Annotated in this window: 20 protein-coding genes and 2 pseudogenes; 9 read left to right on the forward strand and 13 right to left on the reverse strand. The window is 59.9% G+C overall.

Annotated elements, in window-relative coordinates; genetic code table 11:
- The first annotated feature begins 262 nt into the window (after nt 1–262).
- Nucleotides 263–991 (forward strand): class I SAM-dependent methyltransferase, encoded by a 729-nt coding sequence (locus BLU01_RS05785; RefSeq protein ID WP_092271930.1) that lies wholly within the window; start codon nt 263–265, stop codon nt 989–991.
- Nucleotides 992–1,147: 156 nt separating this feature from the next.
- On the opposite strand, the gene tam is transcribed toward BLU01_RS05785, so the two are convergent.
- Nucleotides 1,148–1,918 (reverse strand): trans-aconitate 2-methyltransferase, encoded by a 771-nt coding sequence (tam, locus tag BLU01_RS05790; RefSeq protein WP_092271933.1) that lies wholly within the window; start codon nt 1,916–1,918, stop codon nt 1,148–1,150.
- 166 nt (nt 1,919–2,084) lie between these two features.
- Between tam and BLU01_RS05795 the strand changes: the two are divergent.
- Nucleotides 2,085–2,345: pseudogene (locus BLU01_RS05795) on the forward strand (low affinity iron permease family protein); the annotation flags it as partial.
- Between the two features lie 69 nt (nt 2,346–2,414).
- Here the strand turns inward: BLU01_RS05795 and BLU01_RS05800 are convergent.
- The 6 genes from BLU01_RS05800 to BLU01_RS05825 form a co-directional block, all read right to left on the reverse strand.
- Nucleotides 2,415–2,918, reverse strand: a complete 504-nt coding sequence (locus BLU01_RS05800) for a DUF4142 domain-containing protein (RefSeq protein WP_092271936.1) — start codon at nt 2,916–2,918, stop codon at nt 2,415–2,417.
- A gap of 75 nt (nt 2,919–2,993) precedes the next feature.
- Nucleotides 2,994–3,152 (reverse strand): KGG domain-containing protein, encoded by a 159-nt coding sequence (locus BLU01_RS05805; RefSeq protein WP_010462447.1) that lies wholly within the window; start codon nt 3,150–3,152, stop codon nt 2,994–2,996.
- Between the two features lie 140 nt (nt 3,153–3,292).
- On the reverse strand, nt 3,293–3,931 hold the full coding sequence (locus tag BLU01_RS05810) for a LysE family translocator (RefSeq protein ID WP_092271939.1): 639 nt from the start codon (nt 3,929–3,931) through the stop codon (nt 3,293–3,295).
- Between the two features lie 39 nt (nt 3,932–3,970).
- Nucleotides 3,971–4,411, reverse strand: coding sequence for a fosfomycin resistance glutathione transferase (fos, locus tag BLU01_RS05815; protein WP_092271942.1), 441 nt, complete (start codon nt 4,409–4,411; stop codon nt 3,971–3,973).
- 45 nt (nt 4,412–4,456) lie between these two features.
- Nucleotides 4,457–5,194: a PA3715 family protein gene (locus tag BLU01_RS05820; protein WP_092271945.1), complete on the reverse strand. Its 738-nt coding sequence runs from the start codon at nt 5,192–5,194 to the stop codon at nt 4,457–4,459.
- Between the two features lie 520 nt (nt 5,195–5,714).
- Complete coding sequence (locus BLU01_RS05825) at nt 5,715–6,629, reverse strand: LysR substrate-binding domain-containing protein (RefSeq protein WP_092281481.1); 915 nt, start codon at nt 6,627–6,629, stop codon at nt 5,715–5,717.
- 78 nt (nt 6,630–6,707) lie between these two features.
- Here BLU01_RS05825 and BLU01_RS05830 point away from each other — a divergent pair, with 78 nt between their 5' ends.
- On the forward strand, nt 6,708–7,196 hold the full coding sequence (locus tag BLU01_RS05830; RefSeq protein ID WP_092271948.1) for a DMT family transporter: 489 nt from the start codon (nt 6,708–6,710) through the stop codon (nt 7,194–7,196).
- Between the two features lie 65 nt (nt 7,197–7,261).
- On the opposite strand, the pseudogene BLU01_RS05835 reads toward BLU01_RS05830, so the two are convergent.
- Together BLU01_RS05835 and yiaY are read right to left on the reverse strand one after the other, a co-directional pair.
- Nucleotides 7,262–7,516 (reverse strand): annotated as a pseudogene (locus BLU01_RS05835) (LysR substrate-binding domain-containing protein); the annotation flags it as partial.
- 50 nt (nt 7,517–7,566) lie between these two features.
- Nucleotides 7,567–8,715, reverse strand: a complete 1,149-nt coding sequence (gene yiaY / locus BLU01_RS05840) for an L-threonine dehydrogenase (protein ID WP_092271951.1) — start codon at nt 8,713–8,715, stop codon at nt 7,567–7,569.
- 157 nt (nt 8,716–8,872) lie between these two features.
- Between yiaY and BLU01_RS05845 the strand changes: the two genes are divergently transcribed.
- Nucleotides 8,873–9,892 (forward strand): DUF4917 family protein, encoded by a 1,020-nt coding sequence (locus tag BLU01_RS05845; protein WP_092271954.1) that lies wholly within the window; start codon nt 8,873–8,875, stop codon nt 9,890–9,892.
- A 147-nt stretch (nt 9,893–10,039) separates the two neighbouring features.
- Here BLU01_RS05845 and BLU01_RS05850 read toward each other — a convergent pair whose 3' ends face one another.
- Nucleotides 10,040–10,582 (reverse strand): helix-turn-helix domain-containing protein, encoded by a 543-nt coding sequence (locus BLU01_RS05850; RefSeq protein ID WP_092271957.1) that lies wholly within the window; start codon nt 10,580–10,582, stop codon nt 10,040–10,042.
- 159 nt (nt 10,583–10,741) lie between these two features.
- On the opposite strand from BLU01_RS05850, the gene BLU01_RS05855 reads away from it, so the two are divergent.
- From BLU01_RS05855 to BLU01_RS05875, 5 genes are all read left to right on the forward strand, one after another.
- Complete coding sequence (locus BLU01_RS05855) at nt 10,742–11,524, forward strand: aldolase (protein ID WP_092271960.1); 783 nt, start codon at nt 10,742–10,744, stop codon at nt 11,522–11,524.
- A 29-nt stretch (nt 11,525–11,553) separates the two neighbouring features.
- The gene (locus BLU01_RS05860) at nt 11,554–12,441 is read left to right on the forward strand and encodes a dihydrodipicolinate synthase family protein (RefSeq protein ID WP_092271963.1); all 888 of its coding nucleotides are present in this window, start codon (nt 11,554–11,556) and stop codon (nt 12,439–12,441) included.
- A 257-nt stretch (nt 12,442–12,698) separates the two neighbouring features.
- The gene (locus tag BLU01_RS05865; RefSeq protein ID WP_092271966.1) at nt 12,699–13,235 is read left to right on the forward strand and encodes an RNA polymerase sigma factor; all 537 of its coding nucleotides are present in this window, start codon (nt 12,699–12,701) and stop codon (nt 13,233–13,235) included.
- Nucleotides 13,232–14,191, forward strand: coding sequence for a FecR family protein (locus tag BLU01_RS05870; RefSeq protein WP_092271969.1), 960 nt, complete (start codon nt 13,232–13,234; stop codon nt 14,189–14,191). The genes BLU01_RS05865 and BLU01_RS05870 overlap by 4 nt, the downstream gene beginning before the upstream one ends.
- A 123-nt stretch (nt 14,192–14,314) precedes the next feature.
- A complete protein-coding gene (locus BLU01_RS05875) occupies nt 14,315–16,873 on the forward strand; it encodes a TonB-dependent receptor (RefSeq protein WP_092271972.1) in 2,559 nt (852 codons plus the stop codon).
- Between the two features lie 108 nt (nt 16,874–16,981).
- On the opposite strand, the gene BLU01_RS05880 is transcribed toward BLU01_RS05875, so the two are convergent.
- The 3 genes from BLU01_RS05880 to BLU01_RS05890 form a co-directional block, all read right to left on the reverse strand.
- Nucleotides 16,982–17,287 carry a ribbon-helix-helix domain-containing protein gene (locus BLU01_RS05880; protein WP_092271975.1) on the reverse strand — a complete coding sequence of 102 codons (306 nt, stop codon included), beginning with the start codon at nt 17,285–17,287 and terminating at the stop codon, nt 16,982–16,984.
- Between the two features lie 13 nt (nt 17,288–17,300).
- Nucleotides 17,301–17,882: a DJ-1/PfpI family protein gene (locus BLU01_RS05885; RefSeq protein WP_092271978.1), complete on the reverse strand. Its 582-nt coding sequence runs from the start codon at nt 17,880–17,882 to the stop codon at nt 17,301–17,303.
- A gap of 377 nt (nt 17,883–18,259) precedes the next feature.
- A complete protein-coding gene (locus BLU01_RS05890) occupies nt 18,260–19,474 on the reverse strand; it encodes a class I SAM-dependent methyltransferase (protein WP_092271980.1) in 1,215 nt (404 codons plus the stop codon).
- Between the last annotated feature and the right edge of the window lie 5 nt (nt 19,475–19,479).

Consider the following 19,479-nt stretch of genomic DNA (forward strand, 5'->3'; position numbering starts at 1 on the left):
GCGAGCAAGCTCGCTCGCCACAGGTTTAGCGTCAGATTCAGGGGATTTGTGAGACATCAACGACCGCCTCCGAAACGCTGCTTACATTTCTATAACGCACCTCTTGTTTGCACTTCGCGCCCGCCGCATTAGCATGCGGACCATCTGCAACTACCCTCCTCCTGCGCGGCCATCGACGAATACGCGCCATCACTCTTCGAGGGAAACCAATCGGCCGCACACTCGGTGCGGCCCGTGACGAACTCAACAGAGCAACGCAAACATGACGCAAAACATTTACGACGATCCGGAGTTTTTCCAGGGTTACAGCCAGATGGGCCGTTCGCTGGGTGGTTTGGATGCAGCGCCGGAATGGCCGGCGCTGCAATCCTTGTTGCCGCCGATGCAAGGTCTGAAAGTTGTCGATCTTGGCTGCGGTTATGGCTGGTTCAGTCGGTGGGCCAGTGAGCAAGGAGCGCACCGCGTGCTCGGTCTCGATGTGTCGGAGAAGATGCTGGAGCAGGCGCGCAACACAACATCCGCCGTCAACATTCAATACGCCCGCGCCGACCTTGAGCACCTCGATTTGGCCGAGGGCAGTTTTGATTTGGCCTACAGTTCGCTGGCGCTGCATTACATCAAGGATCTTGCGGGACTTTTCGCCAAGGTTTATGCGGCGTTGAAGCCTGGCTCACGGTTTGTATTTTCCATCGAACATCCGATTTTCATGGCGCCGCGCAATCCGGGTTGGTTGATTGATAGCGAAGGTCGCAAGCGCTGGCCGCTGGACAGCTACCAGCTCGAAGGTGAGCGCGTGACGAATTGGCTGGCGGAAGGTGTGATCAAGCAACACCGCACGGTCGGAACGTTGCTGAACACGTTGATCGCAGCGGGGTTCACGATTCGGCATGTCAATGAATGGGGGCCGAGCGATGCGCAAGTGGCGGCACAACCGGCGCTGGCAGAAGAGCTTGAACGGCCGATGATGATGTTGGTGGCCGTCGAGCGCTGAAATCGACGGCCGATTAAAACCACCAAAATCCCTGTAGGAGTGAGCCTGCTCGCGATGGCGTCATGTCAGTCAATAAGATGTTGGCTGACACCCCGCTTTCGCGAGCAGGCTCACACCTACAGTTTGCGCAGTTCGATCTGATAACTCGATTGGCTGTTAACGGGTCGCGACGATGAACAACCGTGGAAACGGCAGTAGCACAGAACCATCCTCCAACGCCGGATAAGCCTGTTCGATTGCCGCCAGATAACGCTGCAAATATTCCGCTCGCTCGCCCGCATCCAGCGGCTCGAGAAACGGCCGCAAGCCACTGCCCTTGAACCACTCCACCACGCCCGACGCCCCGTCCGCCAACGGATGATGATAAGTCGTGCGCCACACATCGACGCGCGCGCAGTGCGGTCGCAGCATCGAGTAATAGTCGCTGGCGCTGGCAATTTCCGTCCGCTGCCCGGCGGCGTCCGCCAACTTGCTGGCCCACGGTCCGCTGGTCGCGACTTCGCGCATTAAACGATGGGAGGGTTGCTCGAGGGTGTCGGGCATCTGAATCGCCAGGCTTCCGCCCTCGCTCAGTTTGCCAACCAGCGAAGGCAACAACGCCGCGTGATCAGGCAACCACTGCAACACCGCGTTGGCGAAAATCACATCAAACGGGCCGCGCTCGCTCCAGGTGCCGATATCCACCGTGTCGAATTGCAACGATGGCAAGCGCTTGCTAGCGGCGTCGATCATGTCGCTGGAACTGTCCACGCCACGCACCGCGGCATCGGCGAAACGCTCAACCAACAATTCCGTGGAATTGCCGGGACCGCAGCCGATATCAATCACCGAACGCGCCGCCACGGCCGGGATCGCCGCGAGCAAATCGCGGGCCGGGCGGGTGCGTTCATCTTCAAAAGCGACGTACTGTTTGGCGGACCAACTCATTGCGTTCTCCTGTCGAAAAGTCGTCCCAGGCTGAGCCCGGCGACCGGTTCGCTACCATACCGCCTTGCAGGCAATAAACAGAATTTTCGAGCCACCGCCACTGTCTCAATCTCAGGCGCATCCCTATAAGGAACACGGCAATGAAATTCGCAAAGATCTCGCAGAAACTCGCTCTGTCACGTTTCTGATGGTGTTCCTGATTCAGAACACGCAGAACCGTGATACCGATATTTTGCATTTGAAGATCGATGAGCTGCTGCGTGTAACGAAAGATGCGCAAAACGCGATGCTCGGGCTCGAGGCGCTGGACTTGAAGCAGTTGGAAGCGCTGAGGAAGCAATATCGCAGGATCGGCGAAAGCGAGACCATCGCCATGGATGTTCCGCCAAGTGGCGGTCAGCCAAAATCGCGATTTGATCAATGCTGACCAAGCTTCGCGGGTGACTTCGGTCACCCGCAGCGCCTAGGGTTTATCGCCGATCCTTGCCCAAAAAAATCAGCGGCTGGCCTGCAGCGATTTGGCCATGTGCAGATGATTTTGCAGTTTCGGCAGGGTTTCCTCGGCAAACGCCTTGATCTCAGGAACGTCAGTGTTTTGCGCTTCCTGCTCGATCTGCGAGATGGCTTCCTGGGTGGTTTCCACCTGGCTGGCGACGTAGGCCTGATCGAAGGTCGTGCCGTCTTTGACTTCCGGCATCAGCTCCTTGGCTTTGTCGACCACTTCCTCGCGCGGGGCGACGGGCAGGTCGAGCTTCTTGGCGATTTTCGCCAGATGCTGGTTGGCCGTGGTGCGGTCGTTGATCACAACGATCGTGTAATCCTTGACCTCTTTGGATTCGGTTTTCTGGTGCGCCAGGCGGCTGGCTTCGATGTCGGCCATGCCTTTGGCGGATGCATCGTTGATGAAGTCGGCTGGCGACTGGGCAAACGCACTGCTGGCACACAGGCCCAGTAAAGTGGCAAAACTGGCATTGCATAAACGGGTGGCCATCCGGCTCATGGTCGCGCCCTCCTTCTGAAAAAATTCAAACGGGAGCTTACGCTCCCGCCTCTCAATCAAAACTACCTTCACCCACTACTTGGATTTCTGGCCACCTTTGCGTCCCATATCGGGTTTTGCAGGGTCTTTGTCGACAGTCGTGGTGGTAGTTTTCCCACCTTTGCGACCGGCTTCAGACGCCTTGGTTCGATCGTTGGCAAAGTTTCCCGAGTTCGAGTTTCTTGAGTTAGGCATGATTCTCTTCCTCTTGGTGTTGATCGCGGCGAGCAAAAGCCCGCATAGGATGAGAATTCCAAACCGGGCAAAGGTTTAGAAAAAACTCCGCTTGATGCGACGAACGGTGACGAACATCGCGCGATCAAACCGTGGGTTATTCACGCCTTGTTGGTCACCAAACCGGGCAATGCATGCGCGAGGGCGTTGACGGCGAAGCCGATGAACATCACGCCGCACAGGCGTGTGATCAGCAGTTCATGGCGTTGATACATCGAGCGCACCCGCCGCGCGCCGACGATGCCAATCAGGATCGCGTAGGCCAGCAAACCGCCGATGAAGCTGAGGAAGATCAACCATGGCAGCATCGACCATTCGAGCAATTCGGCGCGGCTCGACAACAGCGCGGTGAACGTTGCGACAGCCACCGGGTAGGCTTTCGGGTTGGTCAGGCCGAAGATAATGCCGTGCCAGAACGGCTGCCGCGCCGCGCCCTGCGGCTGGTCAGCGCTGGCGCGTTGAGTGCGGATCGCGCGCAATCCGAGCCAGAACAGGTACAAGCCGCTGAGCACGCCGAGCACGTCAAACGCGGTGCTGCCGATTTCCCGCGCACCGACAATCGCGATCAGCGCGGTGCTGCACCAGATCACATCACCGAGCAAATGCCCGCACAGAAACCCCGCCCCGGCACGCCGACCGCGCGCCGCGCCAATCCCGAACACCGCCAACACACCCGGCCCGGGGGTGATGCCATAGATGAAGCCGGAAGCGAGCACGGCCATTAGCAGCGATGGGGTCATGGGAAATCCTTGTTCAAGCGCGGACGAGTGGTCGCCAGTCTATCGCAGGTTTTTCGGCTCGACGTGTCGATCACCGACAAACTGCATGCCCGCATACGGTCGTTGCCGACAGGCCGCCAATCGCGACGCCAGATCCCCGACATGCGCTTCGAGTTTGTGCCCGTCCGGGTCGAGAAAATAAAACGACGCGCCCTCACTGCGGTTGTCGCGCCACTCCTGCACGCCGGCCGCGCGCAGGCGTTCAACAAACACCGCGAAGTCCGCTGTGCCGATGCTGAAGGCGTAATGCGTGTAGTCGGCGGCTGGCGCCGGGTTGCGCAGCGGGTCGAGAGACAGGCACAACCACACGCCGGGCAGCGAGAGGTAAGCGCCGACGTCCCACGTTGCGTCCAGACGCAACTGCAGCAAGTCGCGATAAAACACCACGCTGCGGTTCAGGTCAGTGACGGCGAGGGTCAGGTGGTTGAGGCCGGTGAGCATGGGGTCAGTAACCTTTGAGTGCTTCGGGTCTGTCGAATCCCGTTGTTATTGAACGCCCTTGAAACCATCCGGCAACCCATAACGTTTACCGTCGTATCGCAACGTCGTCAGCACAGGTTTTCCGGTGGTCGACTTCACTTCGCAAGCATCTCCTTCGCCCTCGCCGACCATGCTGGTGGTCACCGATTTAACGATCAAATCCGCATAACCGTGAGAACTGGTTTTGCCGATTTCGATGGTTCTGACCGTGTTGGCGCGTTCTCCGGCGCAACGCGTATCCCACTCGCCGCTGTAGACGTACATCACCAGACGTTCGAGCACCGGACGCAATGTGTTGCCCTCTTTTACGTAGAGCGAGAGCCACGATTCGTCCATCGGGTTGGGGCCGGATGAGCCTTTGAAGTTGACGCGCAGACCGAAGGCGCGCAGGTCCGGGGTGAGTTTGTAGCGCGCGGTGTCGAGTTCCAGGTTGTCCAATCTGAACGCATCGGAGACGAACGCGGCGGACTGGTGATACGTCGCCAGCGGCTTGGCGTTGGCCGCCGACAGCACAGCGAGGTCGAGATCGTATTTGCCGTCCGGGCCGGAATCACTTGCCGAAAAACCCGACTCGAATTGCGACGTCGCGGTAATCGTCTGCCCTGGATACGCCGGCCATTCCTTGCACACCGAATGAACAAAATCCCCATACAGCAGCGGTTTCTCACACGCGGCGAACGCCTGCGTCGTCATCGCCAAACCGCACAGCGCTGCACATCCGATCAATCCAGACTTCAATGTCATTCCCTGTTCCTTATGTGTTTCAAAAAATCAGCCAGATTCTGCCGCGCACTATCCTCGTTGGCGGGCGTGGGCTCAACAAATTGTTGCGACAGCAGAACCAAACCGCACGCTGACGCCCGACAGCCACAACCTGTAGCAGCTGCCGAAGGCTGCGTTCGGCTGCGCAGCAGTCGTGAATTCAGACGACGCGGTGATTCAGGCGGCTCGCGTGCTCAGGTTTTACGCCTGCTGCGCAGTCGGACGCAGGCTTCGCCAGCTGCTACATGAAGCGATGCTCCGCCGCTTATGTCACCTACACCCGGACGATGAAGCTCAGCCACCAAAGGCCTGTCACAACGCAACCTGTAGCAGCTGCCGAAGGCTGCGTTCGGCTGCGCAGCAGTCGTGAATTCAGACGACGCGGTGATTCAGGCGGCTCGCGTGCTCAGGTTTTATGCCTGCTGCGCAGCCGAACGCAGGCTTCGCCAGCTGCTACATGAAGCGATGGCATGCATGGCGCGCTGGGGGTTTTCGCTTCAGGTTAATGGGCGATGCCTGCAGCTTCTTCTATCCGCCCATTCAACCAATTCAAGGCCTGATCGCCGCCGCGCCGTTTGTGCCAGACCAGCACAAAGGTAAACGGCGCAATTTCGAACGGCGGCGGGACGATGGTCAGTGAATGTTCATCAATCCCGCGCAGTGCGCGTGATGCGACGGTGAGGATCAGGTCGGTGCCCGCGATGAACGCCGGCGCGACGCTCCAGTGCGGCAGGCCGATGGCGACGCGGCGGCGTTCGCGCAACGCGGTCAGGGCGCGTTCGATTTCCGGGGTGCCGCTGCCGCGCATTTCCAGCAGGACGTGGGGCCGCGCGAGGTAGGTCGGCAGGTCGAGCGTGCCGTCGGCGGGCAGGCTGTTGCGGTCGATCAGGCAGGCGTAATGCTCTTCGAACAACGGCGCGCTGCGCAGTTCGTTGGGCAATTCCGGAAACACTCCCAACGCGACATCAATGTCGCCGTTGAGCACCGCGTCGAGCATGCCTTCGCGGCTAGCGTGGCTGATTTGCAGGTCGATGCCCGGCGCTTCGCGGCGCAAGGTGCGGATCAGCGTCGGCAAGACAATGGCGGCGCCGTAATCGGACATCGCCAGGCGAAAAGTGCGTTTGGCGATGGCCGGATCGAAGGTGTTCGGCGACAGCAGCGATTGCACCTGCGCCAGCGCTTCGGCCAGCGGCACCATCAATTCCAGCGCCCGCGGCGTCGGCACCAGGCTGGCACCAGCGCGCACCAGCAGCGGATCGCCGAGCTGATCGCGCAACCGCGCCAGTGCATGGCTGACCGCCGGTTGGCTGAGGTGCAGGCGCTCGGCGGCGCGGGTGACGTGCTGCTCGCTGAGCAAGGCGTCGAGGATGACCAACAAGTTGAGGTCGATACGTCGCAGATCATTCATCTGATGCATGTTCCGCATAGGTATTTGGAATTTAAATCTGCGCGACGAATACCTTAGAGTCCAGCGAAACCTGTTGGAGTATTGAACATGAGTACATTGCATTGGGCCGGCCTGTTACTCCTGGCGGTGATTGCCGGGGCGGTGGTGCCGTTTCAAAGTGCGATCAACGCCAATCTCGGGCGCGGCTTGGGCCATCCGTTATGGGCGACGTTGGCGTCGTTGCTGGTGAGTATCGTGGTGTTGCTGCCGGTGATGCTGGCGTTGCGTTTGCCGTTGCCGTCGCTGACGTTTATCAGCCAGGCGCCGCTGTGGATGTGGGCTGGCGGGGCGTTTGGTGTGTGTTTTATTTCATTGGCGCTGATGCTGCTGCCCAAACTTGGCGCGTCGGGATTTATTGCGCTGGCGTTGGCCGGCCAAGTGGTTGCTTCGCTGCTGTTGGATCATTTCGGCTGGTTTGGTTTGGTGGAGCGGCAGATGTCGTTGACGCGGGTGTTGGGCGCGGTTTTGCTGATCGGCGGCGTGGTGTTGATTCAGTTCAGCGAATCGCCGGCCAAGGGGTTGGTGACGGCGAGTTGAGGGAACGTCAGAAGAAATTCGGCGGATGTCAGTTGGTCATCGCGAGCAAGCTCGCTCCCACAGTTGCGCAACCGCAGCACCTTGCCCGCCTTGCGCGCGGCGGCGGGGGTGCACATGTTGACGGAACTGGCGGCATGCAAACCGACGTAATCGCTGCCCAACGTATCGGCAAACGCCAACGTATCGCGGTCGGCCAACGGATGATCGGCGCGCATCAAAACCACCAGTTTGTCCTAGCGATAGACCACGCTGTGCAGGCCTCTGACGTCGCTGTCGCTGGAGCAGATGCCGAGGTCGGCAACGCCTTCCATCACTCCCTGCTCAGACGAGTTCGCAGCATACCGCCGTTATGCCCGAGCCACGCCGCCGCTCAGAACGCGCTACGAAAGATTTCCTCGATCTGCCGTTGATCCGCCGCGCGTGGGTTGGTCAGGCCGCAGGCGTCTTTCAGGGCATTGGTGGCGAGGACGGGGATGTCGTTGAGTTTGGCGCCGAGGTCGCGCAGGCCGCTGGGGATTTCGACGTCTTTGGCCAGGCTGCGGATCGCGCTGATCGCCGCTTGCGCGCCTTCTTCCGGGCTGAAGCCGCGAATGTCGGCGCCCATGGCGTGGGCAACGTCGGTCAGGCGATCGGCGCAGACCAGCGCGTTGAAGCTTTGCACGTGCGGCAGCAACACCGCGTTGCAGACGCCGTGCGGCAAGTCGTAGAAACCGCCCAATTGATGGGCCATGGCGTGGACGTAACCGAGCGAAGCGTTATTGAACGCCATGCCGGCGAGAAATTGCGCGAAAGCCATGTTTTCCCGCGCAGCGAGGTCGCTGCCGTCACGCACGGCGAGGCGCAGGTTGTTGCTGATCAGAACGATCGCTTTCAGCGCGCAGGCATCGGTGATCGGGTTGGCGGCGGTGGAAACGTAGGCTTCGATGGCGTGGGTCAGCGCGTCCATGCCGGTGGCGGCGGTCAAGCCTTTGGGCATGGCGACCATCAGCGCCGGGTCATTGACTGACAACAACGGCGTGACGTTGCGGTCGACGATGGCCATTTTCACGTGGCGTGATTCGTCGGTGATGATGCAGAAACGGGTCATTTCGCTGGCGGTGCCGGCGGTGGTGTTGATCGCGACCAGCGGCAGTTGCGGCTTGGCGGATTGATCGACGCCTTCGTAGTCGCGGATCTGCCCGCCGTTGGTCGCGCACAACGCGATGCCTTTGGCGCAGTCGTGGGGCGAACCGCCGCCCAGCGAGACGACGAAATCGCAATGGCTTTCCTTGAGCAGGCCCAGCCCGCGCTCGACGTTGGCCATGCTCGGATTGGGTTTGGCGCCGTCGAAGATCACCGAATCGATGTCCTGCATCGCCAGTTTCTCGGCGATCATCGCCGCCACGCCGGCCTTCGCCAGGCCTTCATCGGTGACGATCAGTGCTTTGCGAAAACCGTACTTGCGAATCGCCTCCATGGCTTCGTCGAGGCAACCAGTGCCCATGATGTTCACGGCGGGAATGAAAAACGTGCTGGTCATGAGCGAATCTCCTGGCTGGGCCAAATCGGCGGCGCCGATCCAGCGGATGCCCACAGGATCGACCGATCGGTCACGGCGTATGTTGATCTGGCTCAAGTCCTGGTCGTGATAAAGTCGCCGCCCATCAGACCTTTTGCTTTTTGAGACGACCAACGCAATGACCGATTTTCAGGATGTCGACGCCCAACTTGAAGACTGGAACGCCTTGCGCGCCAGCGCTTCCTTCAGCGGCCTGCTGCTGGGCAACGGCGCCAGCCGCGCGGTGTGGGAAGATTTCGGCTATGACTCGCTGTTCGAAAATGCGCGCACCGTCGAGGAAAAACCGCTCAGCCAATCCGAGCTGAGCGTGTTCGATGCCCTGCAAACCCGCAGCTTCGAGCAAGTCCTCAGCGCGCTGAAAATCACCAGCCGCGTCAACAAGGCGCTGGCCGTCAGCTCGGCGGCGCCGCGCAATCGCTACTACGCAATCAAGGAAGCGCTGATCAACACCGTGCACGCGGTGCACATACCGTGGCGCCTGGTAGTGCCGGCGACGTTGGCGACGATCAATCAGGAGTTGGCCACTTATCGCAGCGTGTTCACCAGCAACTACGACTTGCTGGCCAACTGGGCGATTCAGCAGCAACCGGAAGCGATCACCGACCTGTTCAACGGCACCGAGCCGAGCTTTGATTTGAGCGCGAGCGCAACCGACAAAACCCGTTTGCTGTACCTGCACGGCGGTTTGCATCTGGTGCGCAATCAGGACGGCACGGCGCGCAAACTGATGTCGACCGAGGGCACGCTGCTCGGCAGTTTTGCCATCAACAACACGATCAAGACGCTGGACGACGTGCCGCTGTTCGTTAACGAAGGCCCGGCGCAGGACAAGCTCAAGACCATTCGCAGCTCGGATTATCTGTCGTTCTGTTACGACCAGTTATTGGGGCACGGTGAGGGTTTGTGCATCTTCGGGCATGCGCTGGGTGAGCAGGACAGCCACATCGTCCACGCCTTGCGCCTGGCGAAACCGAAGGTGGTCGCGGTGTCGATCTATCCGCGCAGCAAGGCGTTTATCCAGCATCAGAAACGCCATTACGCGAAGGTGTTTGAAGGGACCGCGGTTGAGCTGCGGTTTTTCGATTCGAAGACGCATGCGTTGGGGAATTCGAAGCTTGCGGTGCCGGTTGAGGTCTGAAACGCACACCTGCCCTGTGGCGAGGGGGCTTGCCCGCGTTGGGTCGCGAAGCGGCCCCTCGCGCGTATTCAGTTACCGCTTGCCAGCAGATTTACGACTGCTTCGCCGTCGGACGGGGGCAAGCCCCCTCGCCACAAAAAGCGCTCATCACTCTTCGCCGCTATGCACCACCACCAGCAATTGCGCCTGAATCTCGCCCACTGACCTGAGCCGATGCGGTTTCTGCGCATTGAAGTGCAGCGCATCGCCGCGGTTGAGCAGCACGCGCTCGTTCATGAAATCCACTTCCACCTGGCCCTCATGGACAAACAGAAACTCCTCGCCCAAATGCTCCTTGAACGTCTTGTCGGCGAATTCGCTCGGCGGGTAAATGATGAACGGCAACAAGCTGCGTTCACTGACCTGATGGGCCAGCACCGCGTAGCCCGGACTGCCATCGTTGGCCGCCAGCGACTGGCGCTCGTCGCTGCGCACCAGGCTGTAGCTGTCGAGGGTGATGTTGTCTTCGGAGAACAACTCCTCGACCTTCACGTTCAGCGCTTTGGCCAATTTCAATGCAGCGGCAATCGACGGAGTGTTGAGCCCGCGCTCGACTTTCGACAGATAACTCTTGGTCATGCCGGACTTTTCGGCCAAGGCCTCCAGCGTCACGCCAAGTTTTTTCCTGAGTAATTTCAAACGGATAGACATGCGTAGCGGTTAATCCATCAAGAAATCGACGTTTTGTTATTGCTAATGACACAAAGTGTCATATAGCATCCCCCGTGTCATTTGCATTCACCCAGCGTCTTGCAAGCAACGAGTGAATGGCAAATCCGACGTCCATTGAAGCCCCCAAAGGACACCGATATGGCCAAGACCTTAGCATTACCCAAAGACCAACTGGTCAAGCAAGCGCTGATCCAGATGCAAAACACCCTGGCGGATAATACGTGGACCGACCGGCAAAAGCTGGCCCTGACCTGCCGCATTCTGTTCGAGAACGGCCACGACTCGGGTCTGGCCGGGCAAATCACCGCCCGCGGCCCGCAGCCCGGCACCTATTACACTCAGCAATTGGGCCTGGGTTTTGATGAAATCACCGCCGGCAATCTGCTGCTGGTGAATGAAGACCTCGAGGTGCTCGAAGGTCACGGCATGCCGAACCCGGCCAACCGTTTTCACAGTTGGGTGTACCGCGCGCGAGCGGATGTGAATTGCATCATTCACACGCACCCGACCCACGTCGCCGCGCTGTCGATGCTCGAAGTGCCGCTGCAGATTTCGCACATGGACTTGTGTCCGCTGTACGAAGATTGCGCGTTTCTCGAAGGCTGGCCGGGCGTGCCGGTCGGCAATGAAGAAGGCGATCTGATTGCCGGCGCCCTCGGCGACAAGCGCGCAATCCTGCTATCGCACCACGGCCAGTTGTCGACCGGCGCGACCATCGAGGAAGCCTGCGTGATTGCGCAGTTGATCGAGCGCGCAGCGAAGTTGCAGTTGCTGGCGATGGCCGCCGGGACGATCAAACCGATCCTGCCGGAGCTGGGCCGTGAAGCGCATGACTGGATTGCCAAGCCAAAACGCCACGCCGCCGCTTTCAACTACTACGCTCGGCAGAACCTGCGTCAGCACGCCGATTGCCTGAACTGAACCCACCCATTTTCGAGAGGAGCATCGCCATGTCGAGCGCAAACATTCACGGCATCATCGGCTACACCATCACCCCGTTCACCGCCAATGGCGACGGCGTTGACCTGGACGCGCTCGGGCGCTCCATCGACCGCCTGATCGACAGCGGCGTCCACGCTATCGCGCCGCTGGGCAGCACCGGCGAAGGCGCTTATTTGAGCGACGCCGAGTGGGATCAGGTCAGCGAATTCAGCATCGCGCACGTGGCCAAACGCGTGCCGACCATCGTCAGCGTGTCCGACCTGACCACCGCCAAAGCCGCGCGCCGCGCGCGTTTTGCCGAAGCGAAGGGCGCCGACGTGGTGATGGTATTGCCGGCGTCCTACTGGAAGCTCAGCGAGGCAGAAATCCTCGCGCATTACCGCGCCATCGGCGAGAGCATCGGCGTGCCGATCATGCTCTACAACAACCCGGCCACCAGCGGCACGGACATGTCGGTGGAGCTGATCCTGCGGATTTTCAACGCCGTCGAAAACGTGACGATGGTCAAGGAAAGCACCGGCGACATCCAGCGCATGCACAAACTGCAATTGCTCGGCGAAGGCCAGGTGCCGTTCTATAACGGCTGCAATCCGCTGGCGCTGGAAGCGTTTGCGGCGGGTGCGAAAGGCTGGTGCACCGCGGCGCCAAATTTGATCGCGCAGCTCAATCTGGATTTGTATGACGCCGTTTTGGCCAATGATTTGAGCAAGGCGCGCACGCTGTTTTATCGGCAGTTGCCGCTGCTGGACTTCATCCTCAAGGGTGGCCTGCCGGCAACCATCAAAGCCGGATTGCGCGCCACCGGGCTGGAAGTGGGCGACCCGCGTTTGCCGGTGTTTCCATTGAGCGAGGCCGGATGTGGACAGCTGCAAGAGTTGTTGAAAGTACTGCGCTGATCCCCAAAAACACCAAAACCCCATGTGGGAGCGAGTTTGCTCGCGATGAGGCCATAACATTCAACCGATAGATTGACTGACAGGTCGCCATCGCGAGCAAGCTCGCTCCCACAGGCGGATCGGTGTTCGGCTCACGATCACTTTCGCGACAAACCGAAGCAGCGCAACACGCGTCAAAAGATCCCGGAAGACAAATAGCAATAATTCTCGATATCATTCGCGACTTTCTGCGCTATGCCTCGTCTACAAGGATCTCCATGCCTCGTCTCACGCGCGACCCGCTGTCGGCTGATTCCTTTCGCCGGTTCTACGGGGACATCCTGCATTTCCTGCGCAAACGCACGGATAACCCCAGCGACGCGGCGGACATGACGCAGGACGTTTTCGCCCAATGGCTGGACTACGGCGACCGGGCGAAGGTCGAGCAACCGCGCGCGTTTCTGTTTCAGATGGCGCGCAATCTGCTGCGCGATCACTGGCGGCGGCAGAAGGTGCGGCACATCGTGCAAGCGCATCACGAGGCAGATAACGAACCCGTCGCCGACGATCAACACGACCCACTCGCGGGCGCGCAACGCCTGCAACGTCTGGAGCAACTGAAAACTGTTCTCGCCGAGCTCTCGCCGCGCCGCCGAGAAGCCCTTATGCTGCACCGCTTTGAAGGCCTCAGTCAGGCGCAGATCGCTGAACGCATGGGTATTTCCCTGAGCATGGTGGAAAAACACATCGCTTTCGCCCTGCTGCATTGCAAGCGACGCCTGGACCACGAGAACGGCACGGAGCAGCCAGAATGAACCGTCATCACCAGACTGACCCCGACCTGCCGGATGACGGCATCGACGCTCAGGCAGCCAGCTGGTTTGTGCGTAATCGTCAGCAACACAACAGCGCCGAGCGCAAGCAATTCGAGCAATGGCTGGGCACGCCCGAACACGCCAAAGCGTATCGCGCGGTCGAAGAGTTGTGGGCCGACCTCGCCGAATTGCGCCAGCAGAACAAACCGGTGGCGCTGCTGCCACGGCGCAAAACCAATGTCTGGCGCCCGGCGCTGGCCATCGCCGCCGCGCTGGTCTGCGCAGTGTTGGCACTCAATCTGGGCACGTCCTACGGCGTTTATCAGCAACAGATTGCAGCGCAGAACAAAGGCACGCGGACCTTCAATCTGCCCGATGGCAGCACCTTGTCGGTCAACGCCAACACGCGTTTGCGCCTCGATTTCGATGGTCATCAGCGTCAGGTTTTCCTCGATCAAGGGCAGATTTATCTCGAAGTCGCTCCGGACAAGGAACGGCCGCTGTGGGTGCACGCGGGCGCGGGCGTGGTGCGCGTGGTCGGCACCGGTTTTGATGTGCGACGCACGCCGCAGCAATTGGTGGTCAGCGTCGCCCATGGGCAAGTGGCGTTTGCACCCGAGGGCAAGACGCCGACTCTGCTCGGCGCGCAACAGCAAGCCTCGTATAACTTGGCCAGCAGCACATTGCGGCAACAGACATTGGCTGACGAGCAGATTGCCGACTGGCGCGACGGGCACTTGTCGTTTCGTAATCGCGAATTGGCCAGCCTGGTCGACGAGCTGAACCTGTACCGCGCGCGGCCAGTGCTGTTGGCCGATGCCAGGCTCGGGCGCTTCAAGGTCTCCGGCAATCTCGACATCAACGATCCTGACGCCTTGCTCAACGCCCTCCCCGCGCTGATTCCGGTGAAAACCGTCACCCTCGCGGATGGCCAGATCCGTATCGAAGCACGCTGAAACAACCTCATATGAGAATATTTTGCATTCGCATGTGAGGTTTTTTTTGCCTGCCGCGTCTTCCTCCGGTCTGCGTTGTGTACGCAGGCCTTTTTGGCCTTTTTCGCCGCCCTGGGGGATTTAATGTTTCGCGCGTCTTCGTTCTATCCGCTCGCCTGCCTTCGCCCGACCTTGCTCGCTGCTTGCCTGACCCTGAGCCTGCAAGCACACGCCGAATCGATCAATGTGCATTTGCCGGCGCAGTCGCTGGCCACTTCGCTGAGCCAGATTGCCCGGCAGGCGAACATCCAGTTGTTGTTCGACGAAGCGCAATTGCGCAACCTCAAGGCTCCGGCGATTGATGGCGATTACAGCGCCGAAGCGGCGATTCGCAAGTTGCTCGACAACAGTCAGTTCAGCCTGATCAAGGTCAACCAGACCTACGTCGTGCGCCCGCAAGAACCCGAGACCAGCAGCGGCGACGGCATTCAGCTCGACGCTTTGAGCGTGATCGGCAGCGGCACCGAAGTCGATTCCAGCACCGTCGGCCGTTCGACCCTGACTCAGGCCGATATCGATCGCCATCAGCCAAGCAACATTCCCAGCCTGCTGGCGACATTGCCCGGCGTGAGTATGGGCGGCTCGATGAAACCCGGCGGCCAGACCATCAACATCTGGGGCCTGGGCGACGCCGAGGACGTGCCGCTGACGGTCGATGGCGCGACCAAAAGCGGCTTCGAGCGTTATCAGCAAGGGACGATTTTCATCGAGCCGGAGCTGATCAAACGCATTGAAGTGGAAAAAGGCCCGCACTCGATGCTGACCGGCAACGGCGGTTTCGGCGGCACCGTGCACATGGAAACCAAGGATGCGCCGGACCTGTTGCAAGAGGGCCGCAACAGCGGCGCGATGGTCAAATACGGCTACGCCAGCAACGATCATCAGCAAACCTACAGCGGCGCCGTGTTTGGCCGCACCGACGACGGTCGCGCCGACGCGTTGGTGTATTTGACCAAGCGCGATGGCGACGACATGAAGCTCGCCGGCACCCCGCCCGACCCGGACAACAGCTACCCGATCAACCCGCAGCGCTTGCCCAACAGCGCGCAGGATCTGGACGGCCAGTTGCTCAAATTCAACTTGCACCTGAATGACCAACACAGCGTCGGCCTGTCGTATTCACGCTCGCAAAGTGAGCGCTGGACGCCCTTCTCGTCCGCCAGTTACCCGACGCCGCCGACCCAGTCGAACATCAAGCAATACGGTTATCGGAATGCCCTGAAACGCTTCCTCGCCAACCGCGAAACCATCGACACCACGTGGTCGACCAAGTATCAATATCAGCCGCTGGACAACCGCCTGGTCGACTTCAAGATCAGCTATTCGGAGTCCAACACCGACCAGACCGACGAGCGCGACGCCACGGCGTTCTTCCAGACGGCGACCGGCGGACGCAAAATGGACACCGCTTACAAGGACCGGATCGTCGAGGCGAGCAACATCAGCCTGTTCGACACTGGCGCGCTCGCACACGCGGTGACCAGCGGCGTGCAAATCCGCAAGCACAGCCGCGACACCGAGATGTGGATGCCGGGCAAGACTTACGATGTCGAGAAGTACAACTACGGGCACTTCCAGCCAAGTTTCATGCCGCAGGGCAAAGTCGATACCAACAGCGTTTATCTGCAAGACGCGATCACCCTCGGCAACTTCACCCTCACGCCGTCGCTGCGTTATGACCATGTGCGCAACCGGGGCGAGGCGAATGACGCGCCGTATTACAACAATCAGGACCCGAGTGTCGGCCACGATTACAGCGACCGCACTTACACCGGTTGGTCGCCGCGTCTGTCAGCGTTCTGGAAAGTTACGCCGGATGTCGCTTTCTTCGTCGACTACAGCAAAACCTGGCGCGCGCCGGTTATCGATGAACAGTACGAAGTGCAAGGCCTGGGCAGTCGCACGGCCACCAGCGTCGACCTCGACCCGGAACGCATCACTGGTTGGCGCGCCGGTAACATCAGCAACTTCGCCAACGTGTTTGTCGATAACGACAACGTGCAGATTCGCACCACGTTATTTCGCAACAAGATCGAAGACGAGATCTTCAAAGCCACCGGCGTCGGTTGTGAAAACCAGGCGAACAACGGCGGCACCATTGCCTCGGACTGCAAGGGCTCAGGGCCGATGAGCAACTACCGCAACATTGGCGGGCTGACGATGAAGGGTTTTGAAGTGGAGAGTTTTTATGACTCCACCTACCTGTTCGGCTCGCTGTCGTATTCGTGGATGACCGGCAAACATGAAGGCGCTTACACCAATCCCTGGGGCCCGGATGTATGGGCGCGCGATGTACCGCCGCCGAAGTGGATTGCGGTGCTCGGCGTGAAGATTCCAAGTTGGGATGCGCAGGTGGGTTGGCAGGGTGAGTTTGTGCGCAAGACTGATCGGTTGCCGAGCGACAACTATGGCTCTGGCAAAAACACGGTTGGCGATGTGTTTTACGACCAATACGCGAATGACCGTTACAACGTGCAGGGGTTGTTTGCCAATTGGAAACCGCAGCAGGCTTATTTGAAGGGAACTGAGGTGAATCTGACGGTTGATAATCTTTTTAATGAGGATTACCGGCCGGCGTTGAGTGGCGATCGGGCTTATAGCCAGGGGAGAAATGCCAAGGTGAGTGTGACGCGGTTTTTCTGATCCAGAGTTTGTGGTGGCAGGTCCGGCCCCTTCGCGGGCAAGCCTCGCTCCTACACAGGAACACGCCGAACCTGTAGGAGCGAGGCTTGCCCGCGAAGGCGATTTCAGCTACTTCACCGAACTGCGAACCACCGACAACTCCGGCGCCACCACCCGCCGCTGCGACAAATACCGCATGCAACTCACCCGCAGAAACGACGCAAAATTCACCACTTCGCCCCTGTAGTCCATCACCTCTTCATAGAGCTTGGCGATCAACTGGTTGGTGGTCATGCCGTCGACCTCGGCAATTTCGCTGAGGATGTCCCAGAACTGATTTTCCAGGCGCAGCGTGGTGACCACGCCGCAGATGCGCAGCGAGCGGGAGCGCGATTCGTAGAGGATCGGATCGGCTTTGACGTAGAGCTCGCACATGCAAAGTCCCTCGTTACAGCGTGATGGTGGTGCCCAGCAAACCGAGGAAAGCGGCCAGCCAGCTCGGGTGCGCTGGCCACGCGGGGGCAGTCGCCAGATTGCCTTGAACGTGCGCCTCCGTCACCGCGATATCGATGAACGTACCTCCGGCCAGTCGCACTTCCGGCGCGCAGGCCGGGTAGGCGCTGCATTCGCGACCCTGAAGAATGCCGGCGGCGGCGAGCAATTGCGCGCCATGGCACACGGCGGCGATCGGCTTGCCGGCCTGATCGAAATCTCGCACAAGTTGCAGGACTTTTTCGTTCAGCCGCAGGTACTCCGGCGCACGACCGCCCGGCACCAGCAGCGCGTCGTAATCGGCGGCGTTGACCTTGGCGAAGTCGAAGTTCAGGGCAAACAGGTGACCGGGTTTTTCGCTGTAGGTCTGGTCACCTTCGAAGTCGTGGATCGCAGTGCGCACGGTCTGCCCGGCGCTTTTGTCCGGGCACACGGCGTGCACACTGTGGCCGATCATCAGCAGTGCCTGGAAAGGCACCATCACTTCGTAATCTTCGACGTAATCGCCGACCAGCATGAGGATTTTCTTGGCAGCCATGGGTAGGACTCCTCTGGGAATACGTGGGCGTTTGGAGTGTCCACGGTAGTCCGAATCTTCTGAGGCGGGTAATAACCAGCTACTACGGGCAACAAGGTTTTTATCGAGAGGGGCTTGCCCCCTCCCCACAGAGGCAGAGGAAAACTATGCGCTGATCAGCGGTGCCGGCAGTATTCAGGCAGCCCAAACTGCCCCGCATAAACCCAGCGATGTGGGAGCAAAGCTTGCTCGCGCATGAACCCAGCCCTGTGGGAGCAAAGCTTGCTCGCGATGACGATTTCAAGGACGCCATCGCGAGCAAGCTTTGCTCCCACAGGGCGATGGCGATTTCGAAGCCGCCTTCGCCAGCAAGCCTGGCGCCTGCAGAGGTGTGGTGATCAGAGGTAGCCGTCAGCCCGCAGCAACGTTTCCAGGCAATGTTCGCTGATCTGGTAAAAATCCTTCAGCTCTTGAATCTTCACCAGCAACTGCGCCGGGTCCAGCGGTTCGGCGCGTTTGACCGCGAGGATCATCTTGTTCTTGTTGGTGTGGTCGAGCGAGATGAACTCGAAGACCTTGGTCTCGTAACCACACGCTTCAAGGAACAGCGCACGCAAGCTGTCAGTGACCATTTCCGCCTGTTGGCCGAGGTGCAAACCGTATTGCAGCATCGGTTTGAGCAGCACCGGGCTCTGGATTTGCAGGCGGATCTGTTTGTGGCAGCACGGCGAGCACATGATGATCGACGCCCCGGAACGAATGCCGGTGTGAATCGCGTAGTCGGTGGCAATATCGCAGGCATGCAGGGCGATCATCACGTCGAGTTCGCTCGGCGCCACGCTGCGCACATCGCCGCACTTGAACACCAGCCCCGGATGCTCAAGCTTGGCGGCAGCGGCGTTGCACAGGTTGACCATTTCTTCGCGCAACTCGACGCCGGTGACTTCGCCCTCGGCGTTCAGCGTGTTGCGCAGGTAATCGTGAATCGCGAACGTCAGGTAACCCTTGCCCGAACCGAAGTCCGCCACCCGCACCGGTTTGTCCAGCGCCAGTGGCGAGGTGGTCAGGGCATGGCTGAAGACTTCGATGAATTTGTTGATCTGTTTCCACTTGCGCGACATCGCCGGGATCAGCTCGTGCTTGCTGTTGGTCACGCCAAGGTCAGCGAGGAACGGCCGGTTCAGGTCGAGAAAACGGTTTTTCTCGCGGTTGTGCTCGGCGGACGGCACTTCGCGCAATTGCTGAGGTTTGCTTTTGAACAGCGAAGATTTGCCCTTTTTGCTGTACTCGAGCTGCGCTTCATCGGTCAGCGCCAGCAAATGCGCATTTTTGAACGATTCCGGCAACAGCGCAGCAATCGCCGCCACGCCTTCGGTCAACGGCAAGTTCTTGGTGATGTCGCGGGTTTTGTAGCGATACACGAAGGACAGGCACGGCTGATCCTTGACCGTCAGTTGCTTGATGATCAGCCGCTGCAAATCCGCTTCGCCGCCGACGTACTTGGCCAGCACCAGTTTGATGAAGGCGTTGTCGTCGAGGCTGGTTTGCAGCAGGTCGATGAACTGGGCGTGATGGTCCGGCGCGAGGCTGGCGGGAGTGGCGGTAACAGACATGGGAA

This window comes from Pseudomonas prosekii, assembly GCF_900105155.1.
GTDB classification, from domain to species: Bacteria; Pseudomonadota; Gammaproteobacteria; order Pseudomonadales; family Pseudomonadaceae; genus Aquipseudomonas; species Aquipseudomonas prosekii.